General features: G+C 65.1%; 17 protein-coding genes. 12 read left to right on the plus strand and 5 right to left on the minus strand.

The features are described 5' to 3' along the window. The first annotated feature begins 13 nt into the window (after positions 1–13). The 4 genes from AAC640_RS08960 to AAC640_RS08975 all read left to right on the plus strand — a co-directional run bounded on the left by AAC640_RS08960 (position 14) and on the right by AAC640_RS08975 (position 4,087). Positions 14–985, plus strand: a complete 972-nt coding sequence (locus tag AAC640_RS08960) for a YihY/virulence factor BrkB family protein (protein ID WP_340265773.1) — start codon at positions 14–16, stop codon at positions 983–985. Continuing rightward, on the plus strand, positions 982–1,788 hold the full coding sequence (gene fabI / locus AAC640_RS08965) for an enoyl-ACP reductase FabI (protein ID WP_340265774.1): 807 nt from the start codon (positions 982–984) through the stop codon (positions 1,786–1,788). Before AAC640_RS08960 ends, fabI begins: the two co-directional genes overlap by 4 nt. A 65-nt stretch (positions 1,789–1,853) precedes the next feature. Then, positions 1,854–2,927 (plus strand): chorismate synthase, encoded by a 1,074-nt coding sequence (gene aroC / locus AAC640_RS08970; RefSeq protein WP_340265775.1) that lies wholly within the window; start codon positions 1,854–1,856, stop codon positions 2,925–2,927. Between the two features lie 371 nt (positions 2,928–3,298). After that, a complete protein-coding gene (locus AAC640_RS08975; RefSeq protein ID WP_340265776.1) occupies positions 3,299–4,087 on the plus strand; it encodes a PhzF family phenazine biosynthesis protein in 789 nt (262 codons plus the stop codon). 7 nt (positions 4,088–4,094) lie between these two features. On the opposite strand, the gene AAC640_RS08980 is transcribed toward AAC640_RS08975, so the two are convergent. Continuing rightward, a complete protein-coding gene (locus AAC640_RS08980; RefSeq protein WP_340265777.1) occupies positions 4,095–5,222 on the minus strand; it encodes a serine hydrolase domain-containing protein in 1,128 nt (375 codons plus the stop codon). A gap of 38 nt (positions 5,223–5,260) precedes the next feature. Between AAC640_RS08980 and AAC640_RS08985 the strand changes: the two genes are divergently transcribed. From AAC640_RS08985 to AAC640_RS09000, 4 genes are all read left to right on the plus strand, one after another. Beyond that, positions 5,261–5,581 (plus strand): hypothetical protein, encoded by a 321-nt coding sequence (locus AAC640_RS08985; RefSeq protein ID WP_340265778.1) that lies wholly within the window; start codon positions 5,261–5,263, stop codon positions 5,579–5,581. Positions 5,582–5,621: 40 nt separating this feature from the next. Further along, positions 5,622–7,394, plus strand: coding sequence for a DNA helicase RecQ (gene recQ, locus AAC640_RS08990; protein ID WP_340265779.1), 1,773 nt, complete (start codon positions 5,622–5,624; stop codon positions 7,392–7,394). A 92-nt stretch (positions 7,395–7,486) separates the two neighbouring features. Continuing rightward, the gene (locus AAC640_RS08995) at positions 7,487–7,915 is read left to right on the plus strand and encodes a protein tyrosine phosphatase family protein (protein ID WP_340265780.1); all 429 of its coding nucleotides are present in this window, start codon (positions 7,487–7,489) and stop codon (positions 7,913–7,915) included. Continuing rightward, positions 7,915–9,099, plus strand: coding sequence for a BaiN/RdsA family NAD(P)/FAD-dependent oxidoreductase (locus AAC640_RS09000; protein WP_340265781.1), 1,185 nt, complete (start codon positions 7,915–7,917; stop codon positions 9,097–9,099). Before AAC640_RS08995 ends, AAC640_RS09000 begins: the two co-directional genes overlap by 1 nt. Before the next feature lie 42 nt (positions 9,100–9,141). Here the strand turns inward: AAC640_RS09000 and AAC640_RS09005 are convergent, their stop codons facing one another. From AAC640_RS09005 to AAC640_RS09015, 3 genes are all read right to left on the minus strand, one after another. Further along, entirely contained in the window at positions 9,142–9,588 is a 447-nt protein-coding gene (locus AAC640_RS09005) for a glycine zipper 2TM domain-containing protein (protein ID WP_340265782.1), read from the minus strand. A gap of 137 nt (positions 9,589–9,725) precedes the next feature. Next, the gene (dmeF, locus tag AAC640_RS09010) at positions 9,726–10,742 is read right to left on the minus strand and encodes a CDF family Co(II)/Ni(II) efflux transporter DmeF (RefSeq protein WP_422794972.1); all 1,017 of its coding nucleotides are present in this window, start codon (positions 10,740–10,742) and stop codon (positions 9,726–9,728) included. Further along, a complete protein-coding gene (locus tag AAC640_RS09015; RefSeq protein WP_340265784.1) occupies positions 10,739–11,011 on the minus strand; it encodes a metal/formaldehyde-sensitive transcriptional repressor in 273 nt (90 codons plus the stop codon). The genes dmeF and AAC640_RS09015 overlap by 4 nt, the downstream gene beginning before the upstream one ends. An 89-nt stretch (positions 11,012–11,100) precedes the next feature. Here AAC640_RS09015 and crtY point away from each other — a divergent pair, with 89 nt between their 5' ends. From crtY to AAC640_RS09035, 4 genes are read left to right on the plus strand one after another with little or no spacing between them, the layout of a single operon-like run. Beyond that, positions 11,101–12,255, plus strand: a complete 1,155-nt coding sequence (gene crtY / locus AAC640_RS09020; protein ID WP_340265785.1) for a lycopene beta-cyclase CrtY — start codon at positions 11,101–11,103, stop codon at positions 12,253–12,255. After that, positions 12,252–13,733 (plus strand): phytoene desaturase, encoded by a 1,482-nt coding sequence (locus AAC640_RS09025; protein WP_340265786.1) that lies wholly within the window; start codon positions 12,252–12,254, stop codon positions 13,731–13,733. The genes crtY and AAC640_RS09025 overlap by 4 nt, the downstream gene beginning before the upstream one ends. Continuing rightward, a complete protein-coding gene (locus AAC640_RS09030) occupies positions 13,730–14,311 on the plus strand; it encodes an LOG family protein (protein ID WP_340265787.1) in 582 nt (193 codons plus the stop codon). Before AAC640_RS09025 ends, AAC640_RS09030 begins: the two co-directional genes overlap by 4 nt. A gap of 48 nt (positions 14,312–14,359) precedes the next feature. Beyond that, on the plus strand, positions 14,360–15,316 hold the full coding sequence (locus AAC640_RS09035) for a phytoene/squalene synthase family protein (protein WP_340265788.1): 957 nt from the start codon (positions 14,360–14,362) through the stop codon (positions 15,314–15,316). A gap of 107 nt (positions 15,317–15,423) precedes the next feature. On the opposite strand, the gene AAC640_RS09040 is transcribed toward AAC640_RS09035, so the two are convergent. Then, the gene (locus AAC640_RS09040) at positions 15,424–16,848 is read right to left on the minus strand and encodes an ammonium transporter (RefSeq protein WP_340265789.1); all 1,425 of its coding nucleotides are present in this window, start codon (positions 16,846–16,848) and stop codon (positions 15,424–15,426) included. Between the last annotated feature and the right edge of the window lie 11 nt (positions 16,849–16,859).

Here is a 16,859-nt window from a genome sequence, read left to right on the forward strand (position 1 = left end):
CGTTCGAGACGGGATGCCCCAGCCTTCGCCCTATTCGCCCGAATCCCGTCGTCGTAAAATCGCCGGGGATGCCCGCGCGCACATCAACCGTCATATCGCCAAGGTGCGTCCCGGCAGCCATGCCTTCGAGATATTCAAGCGCGTGGTTGTCGGCACCTATAGCGACGGTTTCATCCACGCTGGCAATCTTGCCTATCTGTCGTTGATGACGCTGTTTCCCTTTTTTATTGTCGCAGCGGCGGTGGCCAGCGTCTTCGGCCGATCGCAGGATGGCCTTGCCGCTGTTGGCGCCTTTCTGGAAGCCGTGCCGCCGGGGGTCGCCGCGGTGGTGAAGCAGCCCATCGTCGATGTGTTGAACGCCCGGTCTGGGCCGCTGTTGTGGCTAGGCGGTCTGGTCGGGCTGTGGACCGTCGGCAGCCTTATCGAAACCATTCGCGACATATTGCGGCGTGCCTATGGCACGAAGAGCACGCGCTCCTTCTGGCATTATCGACTGACTGCCATCGGCATAACGCTGGTCAGCGTCTTTGCGGTGATGTTTGCCTTTTCCCTGCAGGTCGTCATGGCAGGCATTGACCAGTTCCTGCACCAGGTCCTGCCCTTTGCCGATCAGGCAATCAGGATCGTGACCCTGACGCGCGTGGTGCCGATGGTCATCATCTGCTTCGCGCTATATTCCCTTTTCCTTTCGCTGTCTCCCAGCGCTTACAAGGACAAATGCTTCCCCAAATTGCCCGGAGCGATCGCCACGAGCCTTTGGTGGTATGCCGTGACTATGCTGTTGCCGCCCACCCTTGCCCTGCTCGGCGGCTATGATCGCACCTATGGCAGTCTGGCCGGCGTGATGATCACGCTCATTTTTTTCTTCCTCGTCGGGCTTGGCGTGGTAATTGGCGCGGAACTCAACGCGGCGCTTGCTGAATTCCCGGAAGAGGAAGTGGACCGGGGCGCGCCGGACAGCAAAGGGAACGGGACAACAGAATGACTGGCTTGATGGCGGGGAAGCGCGGTCTCATCATGGGCCTGGCGAATGACAAATCGCTCGCGTGGGGCATCTCCAGGGCGCTGCGGGCGCAGGGTGCGGAACTGGCCTTTTCCTATCAGGGGGAGGCGCTCGCCAAGCGGGTGCGGCCGCTGGCGCAGGAACTGGGTTCCGATTTCCTGATCGATTGCGACGTGTCCGACATGGCGAAGCTCGACGCCGCCTTCGACGAGGTTCGCGCGCGCTGGGGCAAGCTGGACTTTGTCGTCCACGCCATCGGCTTTTCCGACAAGAATGAACTGCGTGGGAAATATGTCGACACCAGCCTCGACAATTTCCTGATGACGATGAACATCTCGGCCTACAGTTTCGTGGCGGTCGCCAGGCGGGCCCGCGCCCTGATGGCCGAAGGCGGAAGCCTGCTGACGCTCAGCTATTATGGCGCGGAAAAGGTCATTCCGCATTATAACGTCATGGGTGTGGCCAAAGCTGCGCTGGAAACCAGCGTCAAATATCTTGCGATGGACCTGGGGCCGGAGAATATCCGCGTGAACGCGATTTCGGCCGGCCCGATCAAGACGCTGGCGGCGAGCGGCATCGGCGACTTCCGCTACATCATGAAGTGGAACGAACTGAACTCCCCCCTGCGGCGCAACGTGACGATCGAGGATGTGGGCGGCGCGGGTCTCTACCTGCTATCCGACCTGGCGGCCGGCGTGACCGGAGAGATCCATCACGTCGACGCAGGCTATAATGTCATCGGGATGAAGGCGGAGGATGCGCCCGATATCGCTTTGGAAAAGTGACGTGATAGCCCGGCGGCGACGTCGGGGAGGGTGAGGGCAAACCCCCTCTCCCAAGAAAGGCAGAGATGAGCTTCAACACCTTCGGCCGCGTGTTTCGCTTCACTACCTGGGGCGAAAGCCATGGCCCCGCGATCGGCGCGGTCGTCGACGGCTGTCCTCCTGGCCTGCCGCTCGCTGAAGCTGACATCCAGCCTTTCCTCGACAAGCGCAAGCCCGGTACGTCCAAGTTCACGACGCAGCGGCGAGAGGCGGACGAGGTGCGCATCCTGTCGGGGGTATTTGAAGGCCGCACCACGGGCACGCCGATCAGCCTTATGATCGAGAATACCGATCAACGGTCCAAGGATTATTCCGACGTTGCGAAGGCCTATCGCCCCGGTCACGCGGATTACGCCTATGATGCGAAATATGGTTTTCGCGACTATCGCGGCGGCGGTCGCTCCTCGGCGCGAGAGACGGCGAGCCGCGTTGCCGCCGGCGCCGTTGCGCGGGCGGTAATCCCGGAAATCGAGATCCTGGCCTGGGTCTCCGAGATCGGGGGCGATGTGATCGATCCGGGCCGGTTCGACGCGGCCGAAATCGGCAACAACCCCTTCTTCTGCCCCGATCCGGAAACGGCGGAGCGCTGGGAAAAGCTGGTGGACGATGCCCGCCGCGACGGTTCCTCGCTGGGCGCCGTGGTGGAATGTGTCGCGACCGGCGTCCCGGCCGGTTGGGGGGCGCCCCTCTATGCCAAGCTCGACAGCGAACTGGCCGCGGCCATGATGAGCATCAACGCCGTCAAGGGCGTGGAAATCGGCGACGGTTTTGCTGCCGCTCGTCTGCGTGGCGAGGAGAATGCCGATCCGATGCGGCCTGGCAATGAGGGCGCCCCGGTCTTCCTCGCCAACCACGCTGGCGGTGTCGCCGGGGGTATTTCCACAGGCCAGCCAGTCCGTGTGCGCGTTGCCTTCAAACCCACCAGTTCCCTGCTCATCCCCGTCGAAACCATCACGCGCGAAGGGGAGGCGTCGGAGATCATCACAAAGGGACGTCATGACCCGTGCGTGGGGATCAGGGGCGTTCCTGTGGTGGAGGCGATGATGGCGCTCGTGCTTGCCGACCAGAAACTGCTCCATCGCGCCCAGTGCGGCCCCTGACGCGCTGAAACGATCCGTTCTTCGGTTGGATGTGTGATTTGTCCGAGACGACTCAGATAATCTGCGTTAACATCCCCTCATCGATCGCCCGCGGGAGGGCGAGCGGCAGTGCGTAAGCCTGGGGAGCGTCATCATGCTCGGCATGAATGACGGTCAAAACGTCCCCTTCAGCCGCGAACACGGGCCAGCCATGACACCATGGCTGGCCCATTTCGTTTGCGAAATGCATGAACGATCCCGCGGATTAACTCGTGATGAAGGACAGAGGCGGGCGACTGTTCGGATCGCAAGGCCATTCCGGCCCGTCCGGCTCTGTCGGATGCCCTGGTTGACGGCCATCATCATCGCCGACGCCTCCAAGGGAAGCCCGCATGACCCTATTGCCCTTCACCCAGGTTGATGCCTTCGCTGATGCGCCCTTCACCGGCAATCCCGCCGCGGTGATGCCGCTCGATCGCTGGCTTGACGATGCGACGCTGCAGGCGATCGCCGCAGAAAACAACCTGTCCGAGACAGCCTTCGTCGTGCCAGCTCCCGACGATGGGGATGCCGACTATGCGCTGCGGTGGCTCACTCCCACGGTGGAGGTCAAGCTGTGCGGCCATGCCACCCTGGCAAGCGGCCACGTGCTGATGGGAACGCGAAGGGCGCTCCGCTTCCGCACCACCCATGCAGGCGTCCTGACCGTGGCGCGCGATGGGGACGGCTATGCCCTCTCGCTTCCTGCCTGGTCGATGAAGCCGCGCCCGCTGCCCGACCTTGCCGCTGCGTTGGGACGCGTGCCCCTGGAATCGCATTGGCGCGACGGCGGCTACAGCCTGTTCCTGTTCCCTGATGCCGCCGCGATCCGCGCGCTGTCGCCCGACTTCGGGCGCCTGAAGGCGCTGGGGGACATCATGCTTATCGCGACCGCGCCGGGAGAAGACAGCGATATCATCAGCCGGGTCTTCGTGCCGGGCGGCGGCGTCGACGAGGATCCGGTCACCGGATCGGCCCATGGGCTGCTCACGCCCTTCTGGGCGGAGCGCCTCGGCAGGACGCGCCTTACCGCCTTCCAGGCCTCCGCGCGCGGCGGGCGGCTCGCGTGCGAGTTGCAGGGGGGGCGCGTTGTCCTTTCGGGCCGGTGCCGGACAGTGATCGAGGGCAGTTTCCGGCTTTGACCCTTCCCTATCGCGGGAACAGTCCGATCAGCTTTGCCAGCGCGCTTTTGAGGGCGGTGCGCTGTTCTTTCTTCGGGGACATGCCGATCCGTACCACTGTCAGCCTCTGGCCGGGCGAGACCAATATATATTGCCCGTCATGGCCGACGCAGCCGAACAGGCTCGCCGGCGCCTCGCCCGGCATGAGGGCGCTGTCCCTGCCTTCGCGGTTGAGCCATAAATGCGCGCCATAGGCCGGGTTGCGGCGCGAAGGCGTGCGCATGAATGCGACCCATTTTTCCGGCACGATCTGATGGCCGGCCGGTCCCCGTCCCTCATTGCGGAGCAGTTCCCCGAAGCGCGCATAGTCGCGCGCGGTCATATGTAGAAAGGCGCCACCGATCATCGTCCCCGCCGCGTCATATTCGGCGGTCAGGCTGTCGAGCCGGGCGGGGATCTTGAGCCGCCCGTCAATGAAGCTCTGCATTGCGCTCCGCCGGATGTCGGGATCGTCGCTGGTCGTCAGCATCCGCGCCATGAGGTCGGCAAGGATGACGGTGGACCCTGTGCTGTAGGAGAAGGTCGATCCCGGCGCATGCGCCAACGGCTTGGCTTCGGCGAAGGCGCTCATGTCCTGGGCGCCGTCATTGAAGAGCATCCTGACCGTGTCCGCGCTGGCGATCGGTTCGGCGTCCTCCACATGGTCGAGGCCGGATGACATGGACAGAAGCTGACGCAAGGTGATCTGGCCGCGCGGATCGCCCGGCTGGCTCCATGCGTCGACCGGCACGGGCGAATCGAGCGCCAGCCGGCCGTCCGACACCATGAGGCCGACGAGCACCGCCGTCACGCTCTTCGCGACCGACCAGGCCATCAGCTTGGTGTCAGGGCCGAAGCCAGGGGCGTAACGCTCTGCGACAATCTCGCCGCGATGCATCACGACGAGCGCGCGCGTCTCGCCCAGGTCGCTGCCGCCGTCAAAGAGCGGGTCGATGACGCTGCGCAGCGCCTCTTCGCTGACGGAGCCGTCGGGCCTGACCGTGTAGGTCGGCTCGGGATCGGCGGCGCGCACCGCCAAGCCACCCGCCACTGCCAGCAGCGATAAAATGGCGAGGCCCCCGCCAAGATGCTTTACCCTTTTTCGATCCAGCTTCATAAGCCGCGCCCTTAGCACGGCTCATCGGAAAGGGGAGCATGTCCGGTCGCCCGAAATGGATTTATGCGTCCAGCATCGTGGGAGCGGTGCTGCTGGCTCTGCTCGCCTGGAACTGGAGCGCGCTTCGCGCCCGGGCGCAGGTGGGTGCAGGCTTTGGCGCGCGCATCACCTGCTCCTGTCGCTATGTCGAGGGACGGTCGCTCGACAGCTGTCGGACAGACAAGGATCCCGGCATGGTGCTGGTGACGCTGTCCGATGAACCCGAAGTGCGTGCGGTGCGCGCCAGCGTCCCGCTGCTCGCGACCCGGCGCGCCCGGTACAGGCCGGGCTGGGGATGCCTGCTCGATCCGCCGCAATGAGCGTTTGCGTGAGCGCCCCCAGCCGCTAGGACGCTTCTCCATGCGCCCCGACATATCCGCTCTCCTCCACGACGTCTTCGGCTTCCCCGGCTTTCGCGGCGTGCAGGAACAGGTGGTGGGGCGCATCATGGCCGGCGAGTCCACGCTGGCGATCATGCCCACGGGCGCGGGCAAGTCGCTCTGTTATCAGTTGCCTGCTGTCGCGCTTGACGGCTGTTGCGTGGTGGTGTCACCGCTGATCGCGTTGATGCATGATCAGTTGCGCGCGGCGCAGGCGGTCGGCATCCGCGCCGCCAGCCTGACCAGCGTCGACGCCGACTGGCGCGAGACGCAGGACAGGCTGCGCGCCGGCGAGCTCGACCTTCTCTATGTGGCGCCGGAACGGGCGAGCGGAGAAGGATTCCGCAGCCTGTTGCGGTCGGCAAAGGTCGCCCTCTTCGCCATCGACGAGGCGCATTGCGTGTCCGAATGGGGCCATGATTTCCGGCCAGACTACCGGCTGCTGCGGCCATTGCTCGACGAATTTCCCGCCATCCCGCGCCTGGCGCTGACGGCGACGGCCGATGCCCATACACGCGAGGACATATTGGTCCAGCTTGGCATCGCGCGTGAGGGGCTGGTCATATCCGGTTTCGACCGACCGAACATCCGCTATGCAGTGCATCCCCGCGACGGGCTGCCGCGCCAGCTGGCCGATCTGATCGCCGCCAGCGAAGGGCCGGGTATCGTCTATGCGCCGACGCGCGCCGCAACCGAAAAGCTGGCCGAGACCCTTGCCCGCACTGGCCGCCCGACGCGCGCCTATCATGCGGGGCTGGATCCTGCTGTCCGCGCCGCCAATCAGGCCGCCTTCATTGCGAGCGAGGATATGGTGATGGTCGCCACCATCGCTTTTGGCATGGGGATCGACAAGCCTGATGTCCGCTTTGTCGCCCACGCCGCGCTACCCAAGTCGATCGAGGGCTATTATCAGGAATCCGGTCGCGCCGGGCGAGACGGCGAACCGGCGGAGGCCCACCTCTTCTGGGGCGCTGACGATTTCGCCCGCGCCCGGCAGCGCATCGGCGAACTCGACCCGGCGCGGCAGTCGGGCGAGCGCGTGCGCATAACGGCGCTGGGCGGCCTTGTCGAAACCGGCACTTGCCGCCGCGCCATCCTGCTGCGGCATTTCGGAGAGGATCCCCCGGCGTACTGCGGCAACTGCGACAATTGCCTGCAGCCGCCCGCCCGCATCGACGCGACCGAGACGGCACGCAAATTCCTGTCGGCCGTCTATCGCACGGGCCAGAGCTTCGGCGTGGGCCATATCGAGCAGGTGCTGACCGGCGCCGTCACCGACCGCATCCGCGAACGCGGCCATGACAAGATATCGGTCTACGGCATTGTCGGGGGTGAGGAAGTGGCGCTGCTCCGCCCGGTATCGCGCGCCTTGCTCGTCAAAGATGCTTTGCACACTAATGAACATGGCGGATTGGAACTGGGCCCGAACGCACGGCCTATCCTGCGGGGCGAGGAAGAGGTCAGTCTGGTCCTCGCCCTGCGCAGGGAGCGGCGGCGGCGGAATGCGCGCAACGGTAGCGCCGACAATCCGATCGGCGACCCGCTGTTCGACGCGCTGCGCGCCTGTCGCCGCGAACTGGCCCGGGAAGCGGGCGTGCCACCCTATGTGATCTTCCATGATTCGACCCTGCGGGAAATGGCGCAACAGCGGCCCGCCAGCCTTGCCGAACTGGGCCATGTCAGCGGCGTGGGCCAGCGCAAGCTCGACGCTTATGGCGACGCTTTCCTGGCCGCGATCCGTCCCTATCTTTGACGAGCGGGGCGCAAAGGGCGGCGGTGCGGCCTTCCCCCTTGAAGTCCGTGTCGCTTGGGCGCATGGCACGCCGCAAGAAGGAGTTTCGACCCATGTTCCGTCAGCTTACGCCCAACCTCTATGTCTCGCCGCAGATCAGCGTCGATCAGGTCGCGGAAGCCAAGGCGATGGGCGTCACTGTCATCATCAACAATCGTCCCGATGATGAAGAACCCGGTCAGACCAACGGCGCCGCGATCGAAGCCGCTGCCCGGGAGGCGGGGATCGGCTATGCGGCGGTCCCGGTCGCCCATGGCGGTTTCGCGCCCTGGCAGCTTGACGGCATGGCCGCCGCTCTGGAGCAGGCGGGGGAGGGGAAAGTGCTCGCTTATTGCCGGTCCGGCACGCGCAGCACGCTGCTCTGGGCGCTGACTCGAGCCCGTGCTGGCGACCACCCGGCGATGCTGACGGAAAAGGCGGAGGCCGCTGGCTATGACCTTGCCCCTGTCCGCCAGATCATGGACGCGCTGTCCGCCGGCTGATGGCCGGACCAGCCGAGCGGTTCGACGCCATCATTCTGGGCGCTGGCGGGGCCGGGCTGATGTGCGCTGCCACAGCAGGGCAGCGCGGCCGGCGGGTCCTGGTGATCGACCATGCCGATCAGGCCGGCAAGAAGATCCTGATCTCCGGCGGCGGACGTTGCAATTTCACCAATATCCAAACGGCGCCCGAACGCTATCTGTCGGCCAATCCGCATTTCGCCAAGTCCGCGCTCGGCCGCTACAGCCCGCAGGATTTTCTCGCGCTCGTGGAAGGCTATGGCATCGCCTGGCATGAAAAGACGCTGGGCCAGCTATTCTGCGACCAGAGCGCGCGCCAGATCGTCGCCATGCTGCTGGCCGAATGCGACAAGGGCGGAGTGACGATGCGGCTGGGCCAGGGCATCAGCGCGGTGAGTCATGCGGATGGCCGTTACAGCGTGGCTCATGGAGCGCGGCTCGCCGAGGCGCCGGCGCTCGTCATCGCCACGGGTGGTCCTTCCATTCCGAAGATCGGGGCGACGGGGTTCGCTTATGAACTCGGGCGGCAATTCGGACTCAAGATCGTCGAGCCGCGCCCCGCGCTGGTGCCGCTCACCCTGGGCGGCGAGGACCTGCTGTTCCGCTCGCTGTCGGGCGTCTCGACGGAGGTGGTGGCAAGGCATGGCAAGACGGCTTTTCGCGAGGCGGCGCTGCTGACCCATCGCGGTTTGTCCGGGCCGGCGATCCTGCAAATCTCCTCCTACTGGCGCCATGGCGAGGAGATCAGCCTCGACTTCCTGCCCGACGAACCCGCCCATTGGCTGACGGAAGCCAAGCGCGCCAAGCCGCGGGCGACGGTCAGCCAGTTGCTGCGGGCGCGCCTGCCCGATCGCCTGGCTGACGTGCTGACGGAGCGGCTGGCGCTTGGAGGGGAGCTGGGCAACATCCCCGACCGGGCATTGCAGAAGGTCGAGCGGAGCCTGTCCGCATGGGCTTTCATGCCCAATGGCACGGAGGGTTTGGCCAAGGCGGAAGTGACAATCGGCGGCATCGCCACCGCCGACCTGTCCTCTCGGACAATGGAGGCCCGCCGCGTCCCCGGTCTCTATGCGATCGGCGAGGCGGTGGACGTCACCGGCTGGCTTGGCGGCTATAATTTCCAGTGGGCCTGGGCCAGCGGCTGGGCCGCCGGCCAGGCGCTGTAGGACGACGGCGCGGCGGAAGATGCCGCCGCGGGTCGATCCTGCTTACCTGCAATCCGACCGTTCAACCTCGCGACCGGCCAGCGCGCCCGCACCTGCGCCCAGGATCAGGCCCGTCGTGCTGGGGCGATTCCAGCGACCGCCACGGCCGATCTCGCGGCCGAGCAATCCGCCGAGGACGCCGCCGACCACCGCGCCTGTCGTTCCGGACGAACAATCGGCGTAGCGCCCATGCGGGTGGTAGGTGCGCGGGCGCTCGCGATAATAGTCTTCACGATATTCGACCGGACGACGATCATAGGAGCGATAGCGGTAGCCGCGGTCATAGTCGCCATCATCGCTGCGGTAGGTTTCGCTGCGATAATAGCTGCCATCCTCGCCCTCGTAGCGCTCGCTATAATGATAGTTGCTCTGCGCCAACGCGGGTGCCGCGCTCACGCCGACCAGAGCGGCGCTGGCGATGGAAACGGATGCGATGATCTTGCCGAACATGATGGCCTCCTGTGAACCTTGTGGGGAACCGTATGAGGCCGCCATCATGACGCATTGCTGAATGGAAGCGGCAGCAGCCATTCCGGACGGTCCGGTCGCCGCGTTCGCGGCTCAATCGACCGAAAACAGAAGCAGGATCAGCGGCTTTCCACGGTCACATGCTCCATGCGCGGCAGCGCCTGAACGCGTCGGCGCACGGCGGCAGCATCCGCTCCGGGCGCCAGGCTGATGATCGCCGCGTGGGCGTGCGGACCGATGCGCCAGACATGCAGGTCGCGAATCGTCGCCTGTTCATCGTCCGCAAGATGCCTGATCCGGTCCATCAGCCAAGGCTCTGCCGTATCTAGCAGGATGGCTGCCGTGTCGCCCATCAGGCCCCAGGCCCAGCGCGCAATGACGACAGCGCCCAATATCCCCACCGCCGGATCGAGCCACCACCAGCCCATGTAGCGGCCGGCGAGCAGCGCCGCGATCGCCAGCACGGACGTCAGCGCATCGGTCAGCACATGCACATAGGCGGCTCGCAGATTATTGTCGGCATGACCCTTATGCGCTTCATGGCCGTGATGGCCATGGTCGCCGTCATGGTCATGGTCGTGGCTATGGTCATGCCCCAGCAGCAGCGCGCTGACCAGGTTGATGACCAGCCCCACGACGGCGACCAGCGTCGCCTCGCCAAATTGCACGCGCACGGGTTCGAAGAAGCGCATCACTGATTCGACCGCGATGAAAAGCGCGGTCGCTCCCAGCAGCAGCGCGGAGGCGAAGCCTGACAGGTCGCCGACCTTGCCGGTCCCGAATGTGAAGCGGGGATTGCGGGCATGACGCCGCGCATAAGCATAGGCGGCCGCCGCGACGCCAAGCGCGCCCGCATGGGTCGCCATATGAAAACCGTCGGCGAGCAGCGCCATCGATCCGGTAAGCCAGCCGAAGATGATTTCGACGACCATCGTCGCCGCGGTCAGGCCGGTGACCCACAAGGTGCGCCGGGCGTTCTGATCGTGGCCCGCCGTCAGATAGATATGGTCGAAATAATGCTGCTCCTCGCCATCGACGTCGGCCGAGGCGCGGGCGGCCGGTCCCTGCCGGCCGTCTGCAAGGATATCGACATGGCCCGCATCATCGTGGTGGTCATGATCGTCGTGCATGGTCATTTTCCGTACCGCCGGATCAGCGCAAGCATTTCTTCGGCCGCCGCTTCCCGTTCGGCGTCGGTGAGGCCGGGGCGCGCCACATGGTCCCGCATATGCTGTTCAATCAGTTCCTCCATCAGACTGCCGACTGCTCCGCGCACCGAAGCGACCAGCTGCAGCGTCTCTGAACAATCCGCGTCGCCCGTCAGCTGCCGCTCGACCGCGCCCAGTTGTCCCGTGATTCGGCGCACCCGTGCCAGCAGCTTTTCCCGGTTCATCACTATATGCATAATATACCCCACTACCCTATGCGAACGAAATGCGCAATCCTTCGCCGATAATCCTTCCCGCCCCTTGCCCGCTATTCTAACAGGGGCCGATGGCAGATGAATGGAATTGCGATCTGGCTATCGTCGGTGGCGGTCTGGCCGGGACCCTGGTCGCACTGGCACTCGCCAGATTACGTCCGGAGCTGCGCTTCTTGCTGCTGGAACGCGAACAGGTGCTTGGCGGCAACCACCTCTGGTCCTTTTTCGATGGTGACATTCCGCCCGCAGATCGCTGGCTGGTCGACCCGGTCGTGACCTATCGCTGGGAGCAGGGCCATGCCGTCCGGTTCCCCGGCCATGACCGGCAGCTTGCCGCTCCCTATAACAGCATCGCCTCGGCTCAGCTGGACGCACATGGGCGGCATTTGCTGGGCGACAGGATCCGCTTCGGCGTGGATGTCGCGCAGGTCGCGCCCGATCATATCCTGCTGTCGGACGGCCGGATGGTTCGTGCCGGCGCCGTGCTTGACGCACGAGGAGGAGGTGACCTTTCCGCCCTGCAATGCGGCTGGCAGAAATTTGTCGGCCACGCGCTGCGCCTGCGCGCGCCTCATGGGGTGGAGCGGCCGGTGATCATGGATAGCACCGTCGATCAACTGGACGGCTATCGGTTCGTCTATCTGCTTCCCTGGGATGAACGCACGCTGTTCGTTGAGGATACCTATTATAGCGATTCGCCCGATCTGGACCTTCCCGCGATCGAGCAGCGCATCGACGACTATACCGCAGCCGCCGGCTGGCAGATCGAACAGATGCTGCATCGCGAAATCGGCGTGCTGCCGGTCGTCTACGGCGGCAGCTTCGATCGTTTCTGGCCCGTGGAGGACCGTGTCGCGCGGGCAGGTGCGCGCGCCGGGCTGTTCCATCCGATGACCGGCTATTCCCTGCCCGACGCGGTCGCCTTCGCGCGCTGGATCGTCGATCAGCCACTTGACGGGCTTGCCGGGGCGACCCGCGCCCGGGCGGCGGCGCACTGGCGGTCAGGCGCCTATTACCGCCTGTTGGGCAAGATGCTGTTCCGCGCGGCTGCGCCGCAGGAGCGCTGGCGGATCTTCGAGCGTTTCTATCGCCTCCCTGAAGGCCTCATCGATCGCTTCTACGCCGGACGATCGACCTGGCCGGACCGCATCCGCATCTTGTGCGGCCGACCACCCGTGCCCATAAGGAGCGCCATGAGCGCATTGTTGAGCCCCGCCGCCCGATGAACAGGAAAGCTATTGTCATCGGTGCGGGCTTCGGCGGCCTGGCGCTTGCCATCCGGTTGCAGTCCGCGGGCGTCGAAACGACGCTCGTCGAAGCGCGCGACCGGCCCGGCGGGCGTGCCTATATGTGGGAAAAGGACGGTTTCGTCTTCGATGCCGGCCCCACCGTGGTTACAGACCCAGATTGCCTCGCCGAATTGTGGCGCCTGACGGGCCATGACATGGCGGAGGATGTGAGCCTGGTGCCGGTGATGCCCTTCTACAGGCTCAACTGGCGCGACGGCACCAATTTCGATTATTCCAACGACGAAGCCGCGTTACGGGCCCAGATCGCCCGGCTCAATCCGGAGGACGTGGCCGGATATGAGCGCTTCCTGGAATATTCCGCCGGCGTCTATGAGGAAGGCTATCGCAAGCTCGGTTCGGTCGCCTTCCTCGACTTTGCCTCCATGATCCGCGCCGCGCCGGCGCTGGCCAAGCATCAGGCCTGGCGGTCGGTCTATTCCATCGTCTCCTCCTATGTGAAGAGCGAGAAATTGCGGGAGGCATTATCCTTCCACACATTGCTGGTGGGCGGCAATCCGATGGACACAAGCGCCATCTATGCCCTTATCCACAAGCTGGAGAAGGACGGCGGCGTCTGGTTTGCCAAGGGTGGGACGAACCGGCTGGTTCAGGGCATGGCCACCCATTTCGAACGGCTGGGCGGGACGATGCGTCTGGCCGACCCGGTAGTGCGGATCGAAACACATGGCGACCGCGCCGTGGCCGTGTCGACCGCCTCGGGTTGGCGGGGGGAAGCAGATGCGGTCGCATCAAATGCCGATCTGATGCATAGCTATCGCGACCTCATCGGCCATCACCCGCGTGGGCAGAAGCGCGCGGACGCGCTGCAGCGCAAGCACTGGTCGCCCAGCCTCTTCGTGCTGCATTTCGGCATCAAGGGCAGCTGGCCGGGCATCCCGCATCATATGATCCTGTTCGGTCCGCGCTATGAAGGGCTGCTGACCGACATCTACGATCACGGCGTGCTGCCACAGGATTTTTCGCTGTATCTGCATCACCCGACGGTCACCGACCCCAGCATGGCGCCCGAAGGCCATTCCACCTTCTATGCGCTGGCGCCGGTGCCGCACATGGGGAAGCTGCCGATCGACTGGAAGCAGTTCGGGCCGATTTTCGCGGAGCGCATCCTGGACGAGATTCAGCACCGGTTGATCCCCGACATCCGGTCGCGCATCGTGACACAGTTCCACTATGCGCCGCCCGATTTCCGGACCGATCTGTCCGCGCATCTGGGCAGCGCCTTCAGCCTGGCGCCGCTACTGACCCAAAGCGCCTGGTTCCGGGCGCATAATCGTGACGATGTCATCCCCAACCTCTATCTGGTCGGGGCCGGGACCCATCCGGGCGCCGGCATCCCGGGCGTGGTCGGGAGCGCGAAGGCAACCGCCGCGCTGATGCTTCAGGATCTGGCGTGAAGCGCCTTGCCGTCTATTGCGGATCGGCGATGCCCGCCGATCGCCAGTATGTCGCGGCGGCGGAGCAGGTCGGACGTACGCTGGCCGCGCGGGGCATCGGCATCGTCTATGGCGGGGGTCGCCTTGGCCTGATGGGCGCGGTCGCGGATGCGGCATTGGCCGCCGGCGGCGAAGTCATCGGCGTGATTCCCGAAGCGCTGGTCGATGCCGAAGTCGCGCATCGCGGCTGCACCGAATTGCGGGTTGTCCAGACGATGCACCAGCGCAAGGCGTTGTTCACCGATCTTTCCGATGGTTTCGTGACCCTGCCGGGCGGGGTCGGCACCATGGATGAACTGTGGGAGGCGATCAGCTGGGCCCAGCTTGGCTATCATGCCAAGCCGGTCGGGTTGCTTAATGTCGCGGGCTTCTATGACCAGCTTCTCGCCTTTCACCGCCATATGGTCGACGCCGGATTCGTTCGAGCCCAGCATGGCGACATTCTGATCCATGCCGACAGGATCGACCTGCTGCTCGACCGCATGGCGAACCATCGTCCGCACGAGCCGATCTTCGCGATGAAAGTGGACCGGCTCTGATCGTTCCAGCGGTTGCGGGAACTGGCCGGGCAGGGCATGTCCGGGACGATGACCATCCTTCCAGCCTTTGATCGTCACGCCCTGGTCGCCCACGCCCGCGACAGCATCGCGCGGGGTTCCAAATCCTTCGCGCTCGCTTCGAAGCTGTTCGATCCGCGGACCCGGGAGCGAGCGTGGCTACTTTACGCCTGGTGCCGCAAATGCGACGACATCGCCGACGGGCAGGACCATGGCGGGACGATGCGCGGCGTGGATGATGGTCAGGCGCGGCTCTCAACCATCCGCGTCCTGACAGCCGCTGCCCTGCGGGGGGAGGCGACCGGCGACCCGGCCTTTGACGGCTTCGGTCTCGTCATGCGCGAATGTCGTATTCCCGAGCGCTATGCCCACGACCTTATCGAAGGCTTCGCGCTTGATGCCCGCGAATGGAGGCCGCGCACCGAGGCGGACATGCTGCGCTACTGCTATCATGTCGCCGGGGCAGTGGGCTGCATGATGGCGGTGCTGATGGGCGTCGATCCAGCCGACGACGCGACCCTCGACCGCGCCTGCGACCTTGGCCTTGCCTTCCAGCTCGCAAATATCGCGCGCGACATCAGCGAGGATGAAGCCGCAGACCGTTGCTACCTGCCGGAAGAGTGGCTGGTCGAAATGGACATACCGCCCGGCGAGCACATGAAGCCATGGGTCCGCCCCCGATTGGCGATGCTCGCTCGCCGGCTCGCCGACATGGCCGCCGCCCATGAAGCCAGCGCGCGACACGGCACCGGCGCCCTGCCGCCCCGCAGCGCCTGGGCCGTACTCGCGGCGGCTGGCATCTATGGCGATATCGCTCGCGAAGTCGCGCGCCGCGGGGAACATGCCTGGGATCACCGGGTCGTGACGCCGAAGCGAGAGAAGATCGGCTGGATTTTCCGAGCCGGACTCCAGGTCTGCGTGCGGGCGCGGCGCTGGCCGGCCTCGGCGCCGCGTCCGGCTCGCCTGTGGAAACGCCCGGCGAGCTGACAAAAAAAGGGGCCGATACTTTCGTACCGGCCCCGAGGCGTGTTCGCAGGAGGAACATCGTGCGGCGGGCGGGCCTTTTCCGTCGGGCGGCCCGCCCTGCCATATTCTCAATAGTTGTAAGCGCGCTCGCCGTGGCTGGAGAGGTCCAGGCCCTCCATCTCGGCGTCGACGCTCGGGCGCAGGCCCATCGTCTTGTCGATGATGAAGTAGAGGATCGCGCTGCCGATACCCGAGAAGAGCAGGGTGAACACGACCGCCTTGATCTGGATCCAGACCTGCGCCGAGATGCTGTAGGCTTCCGGATGGAAGGCCGCCGGGAAGACCGTGTAGTCGAACACGCCCTGGCCGCCCAGCGACGGAGCCGCGACGATGCCGGTGCCGATCGCACCGACGATGCCGCCGATGCAGTGCACGCCGAACACGTCCAGGCTGTCGTCATAGCCGACCTTGCCCTTCACGAAGGCTACGAAGATGTAGCAGATCGGCGACACCACGAAGCCCAGCGCGATCGACGTCATGGGAGCCGCGAAGCCGGCCGCCGGAGTGATGGCGACGAGACCCGCGACCGCACCGGTGACGGCACCCAGCAGGGATGCCTTGCCATGGTGGACCTGTTCGACCAGCGACCAGCTCACCGCCGCCGCGCAGGTGGCGACCATCGTGTTGATGAAGGCGACGCCGGTGACACCATTGGCTTCCAGGTTGGAGCCAGCGTTGAAACCGAACCAGCCGACCCACAGCAGGCTTGCGCCGATCATCGTCATGGTCAGCGAGTGCGGCGGCATGGGTTCCTTGGGGAAGCCGACGCGCTTGCCGATCATAAGCGCGCCAACCAGGCCGGCGATACCCGCGTTGATGTGGACGACAGTGCCGCCGGCGAAGTCGAGCGCGCCCCAGCCCCACAGCATGCCGGAGTCGGTCGGAGTATCAGCCAGGAAGTCCGGGCCGGCCCAGTACCAGACCATGTGCGCCATCGGGAAATAGACCACGGTCAGCCACAGCACGACAAACACGATCAGCGATGAGAATTTCACGCGCTCGGCGAAGGCGCCGACGATCAGTGCAGGGGTGATCATGGCGAAGGTCATCTGGAAGACGACAAACACGAATTCGGGCAGATAGACGTTATTGCTGAACGTTGCCGCCATGGTCGTGCCGTCGACGCCCATCAGGAACGCCTTCGAAAACCCGCCGAAGAAATGATTTTCGCCGCCGGAAGTGAAGGCCATTGAATAGCCCCAGCAGCACCAGACGAGGCCCGCAACCGAAACGATCATGAACACCTGCATCAGGACGCTCAACATGTTCTTGGTACGGACCAGGCCGCCGTAGAAAAGCGCAAGGCCGGGCACCGACATCATCAGCACCAGAGCCGAAGAAACCAGCATCCAGGCGACGTCGCCCTTGTTCATCATGGTTGCCATGGCGGCAGCGTTGGGCGCCTTGATCGGCGCGGCAAGCGCCGGCGCGGTCGCAAGCAGCGCCAAACCGGCCGCCCCCATCACGCCGCATAACTTTTTGGAAAAGGTCATTCTTCCCCCCT

The organism is Sphingobium mellinum, from assembly GCF_037860795.1.
Lineage (GTDB): Bacteria > Pseudomonadota > Alphaproteobacteria > Sphingomonadales > Sphingomonadaceae > Sphingobium > Sphingobium mellinum.

What these genes read in the sequence shown, in the direction of transcription:
- AAC640_RS08960 (WP_340265773.1), top strand. Translation starts at nt 14, where the DNA reads ATGCCCCAGCCTTCGCCCTATTCGCCCGAATCCCGTCGTCGTAAAATC.
- fabI (WP_340265774.1), top strand. Translation starts at nt 982, where the DNA reads ATGACTGGCTTGATGGCGGGGAAGCGCGGTCTCATCATGGGCCTGGCG.
- aroC (WP_340265775.1), top strand. Translation starts at nt 1,854, where the DNA reads ATGAGCTTCAACACCTTCGGCCGCGTGTTTCGCTTCACTACCTGGGGC.
- AAC640_RS08975 (WP_340265776.1), top strand. Translation starts at nt 3,299, where the DNA reads ATGACCCTATTGCCCTTCACCCAGGTTGATGCCTTCGCTGATGCGCCC.
- AAC640_RS08980 (WP_340265777.1), bottom strand. Translation starts at nt 5,222, where the DNA reads ATGAAGCTGGATCGAAAAAGGGTAAAGCATCTTGGCGGGGGCCTCGCC.
- AAC640_RS08985 (WP_340265778.1), top strand. Translation starts at nt 5,261, where the DNA reads ATGTCCGGTCGCCCGAAATGGATTTATGCGTCCAGCATCGTGGGAGCG.
- recQ (WP_340265779.1), top strand. Translation starts at nt 5,622, where the DNA reads ATGCGCCCCGACATATCCGCTCTCCTCCACGACGTCTTCGGCTTCCCC.
- AAC640_RS08995 (WP_340265780.1), top strand. Translation starts at nt 7,487, where the DNA reads ATGTTCCGTCAGCTTACGCCCAACCTCTATGTCTCGCCGCAGATCAGC.
- AAC640_RS09000 (WP_340265781.1), top strand. Translation starts at nt 7,915, where the DNA reads ATGGCCGGACCAGCCGAGCGGTTCGACGCCATCATTCTGGGCGCTGGC.
- AAC640_RS09005 (WP_340265782.1), bottom strand. Translation starts at nt 9,588, where the DNA reads ATGTTCGGCAAGATCATCGCATCCGTTTCCATCGCCAGCGCCGCTCTG.
- dmeF (WP_422794972.1), bottom strand. Translation starts at nt 10,742, where the DNA reads ATGACCATGCACGACGATCATGACCACCACGATGATGCGGGCCATGTC.
- AAC640_RS09015 (WP_340265784.1), bottom strand. Translation starts at nt 11,011, where the DNA reads ATGCATATAGTGATGAACCGGGAAAAGCTGCTGGCACGGGTGCGCCGA.
- crtY (WP_340265785.1), top strand. Translation starts at nt 11,101, where the DNA reads ATGGCAGATGAATGGAATTGCGATCTGGCTATCGTCGGTGGCGGTCTG.
- AAC640_RS09025 (WP_340265786.1), top strand. Translation starts at nt 12,252, where the DNA reads ATGAACAGGAAAGCTATTGTCATCGGTGCGGGCTTCGGCGGCCTGGCG.
- AAC640_RS09035 (WP_340265788.1), top strand. Translation starts at nt 14,360, where the DNA reads ATGACCATCCTTCCAGCCTTTGATCGTCACGCCCTGGTCGCCCACGCC.
- AAC640_RS09040 (WP_340265789.1), bottom strand. Translation starts at nt 16,848, where the DNA reads ATGACCTTTTCCAAAAAGTTATGCGGCGTGATGGGGGCGGCCGGTTTG.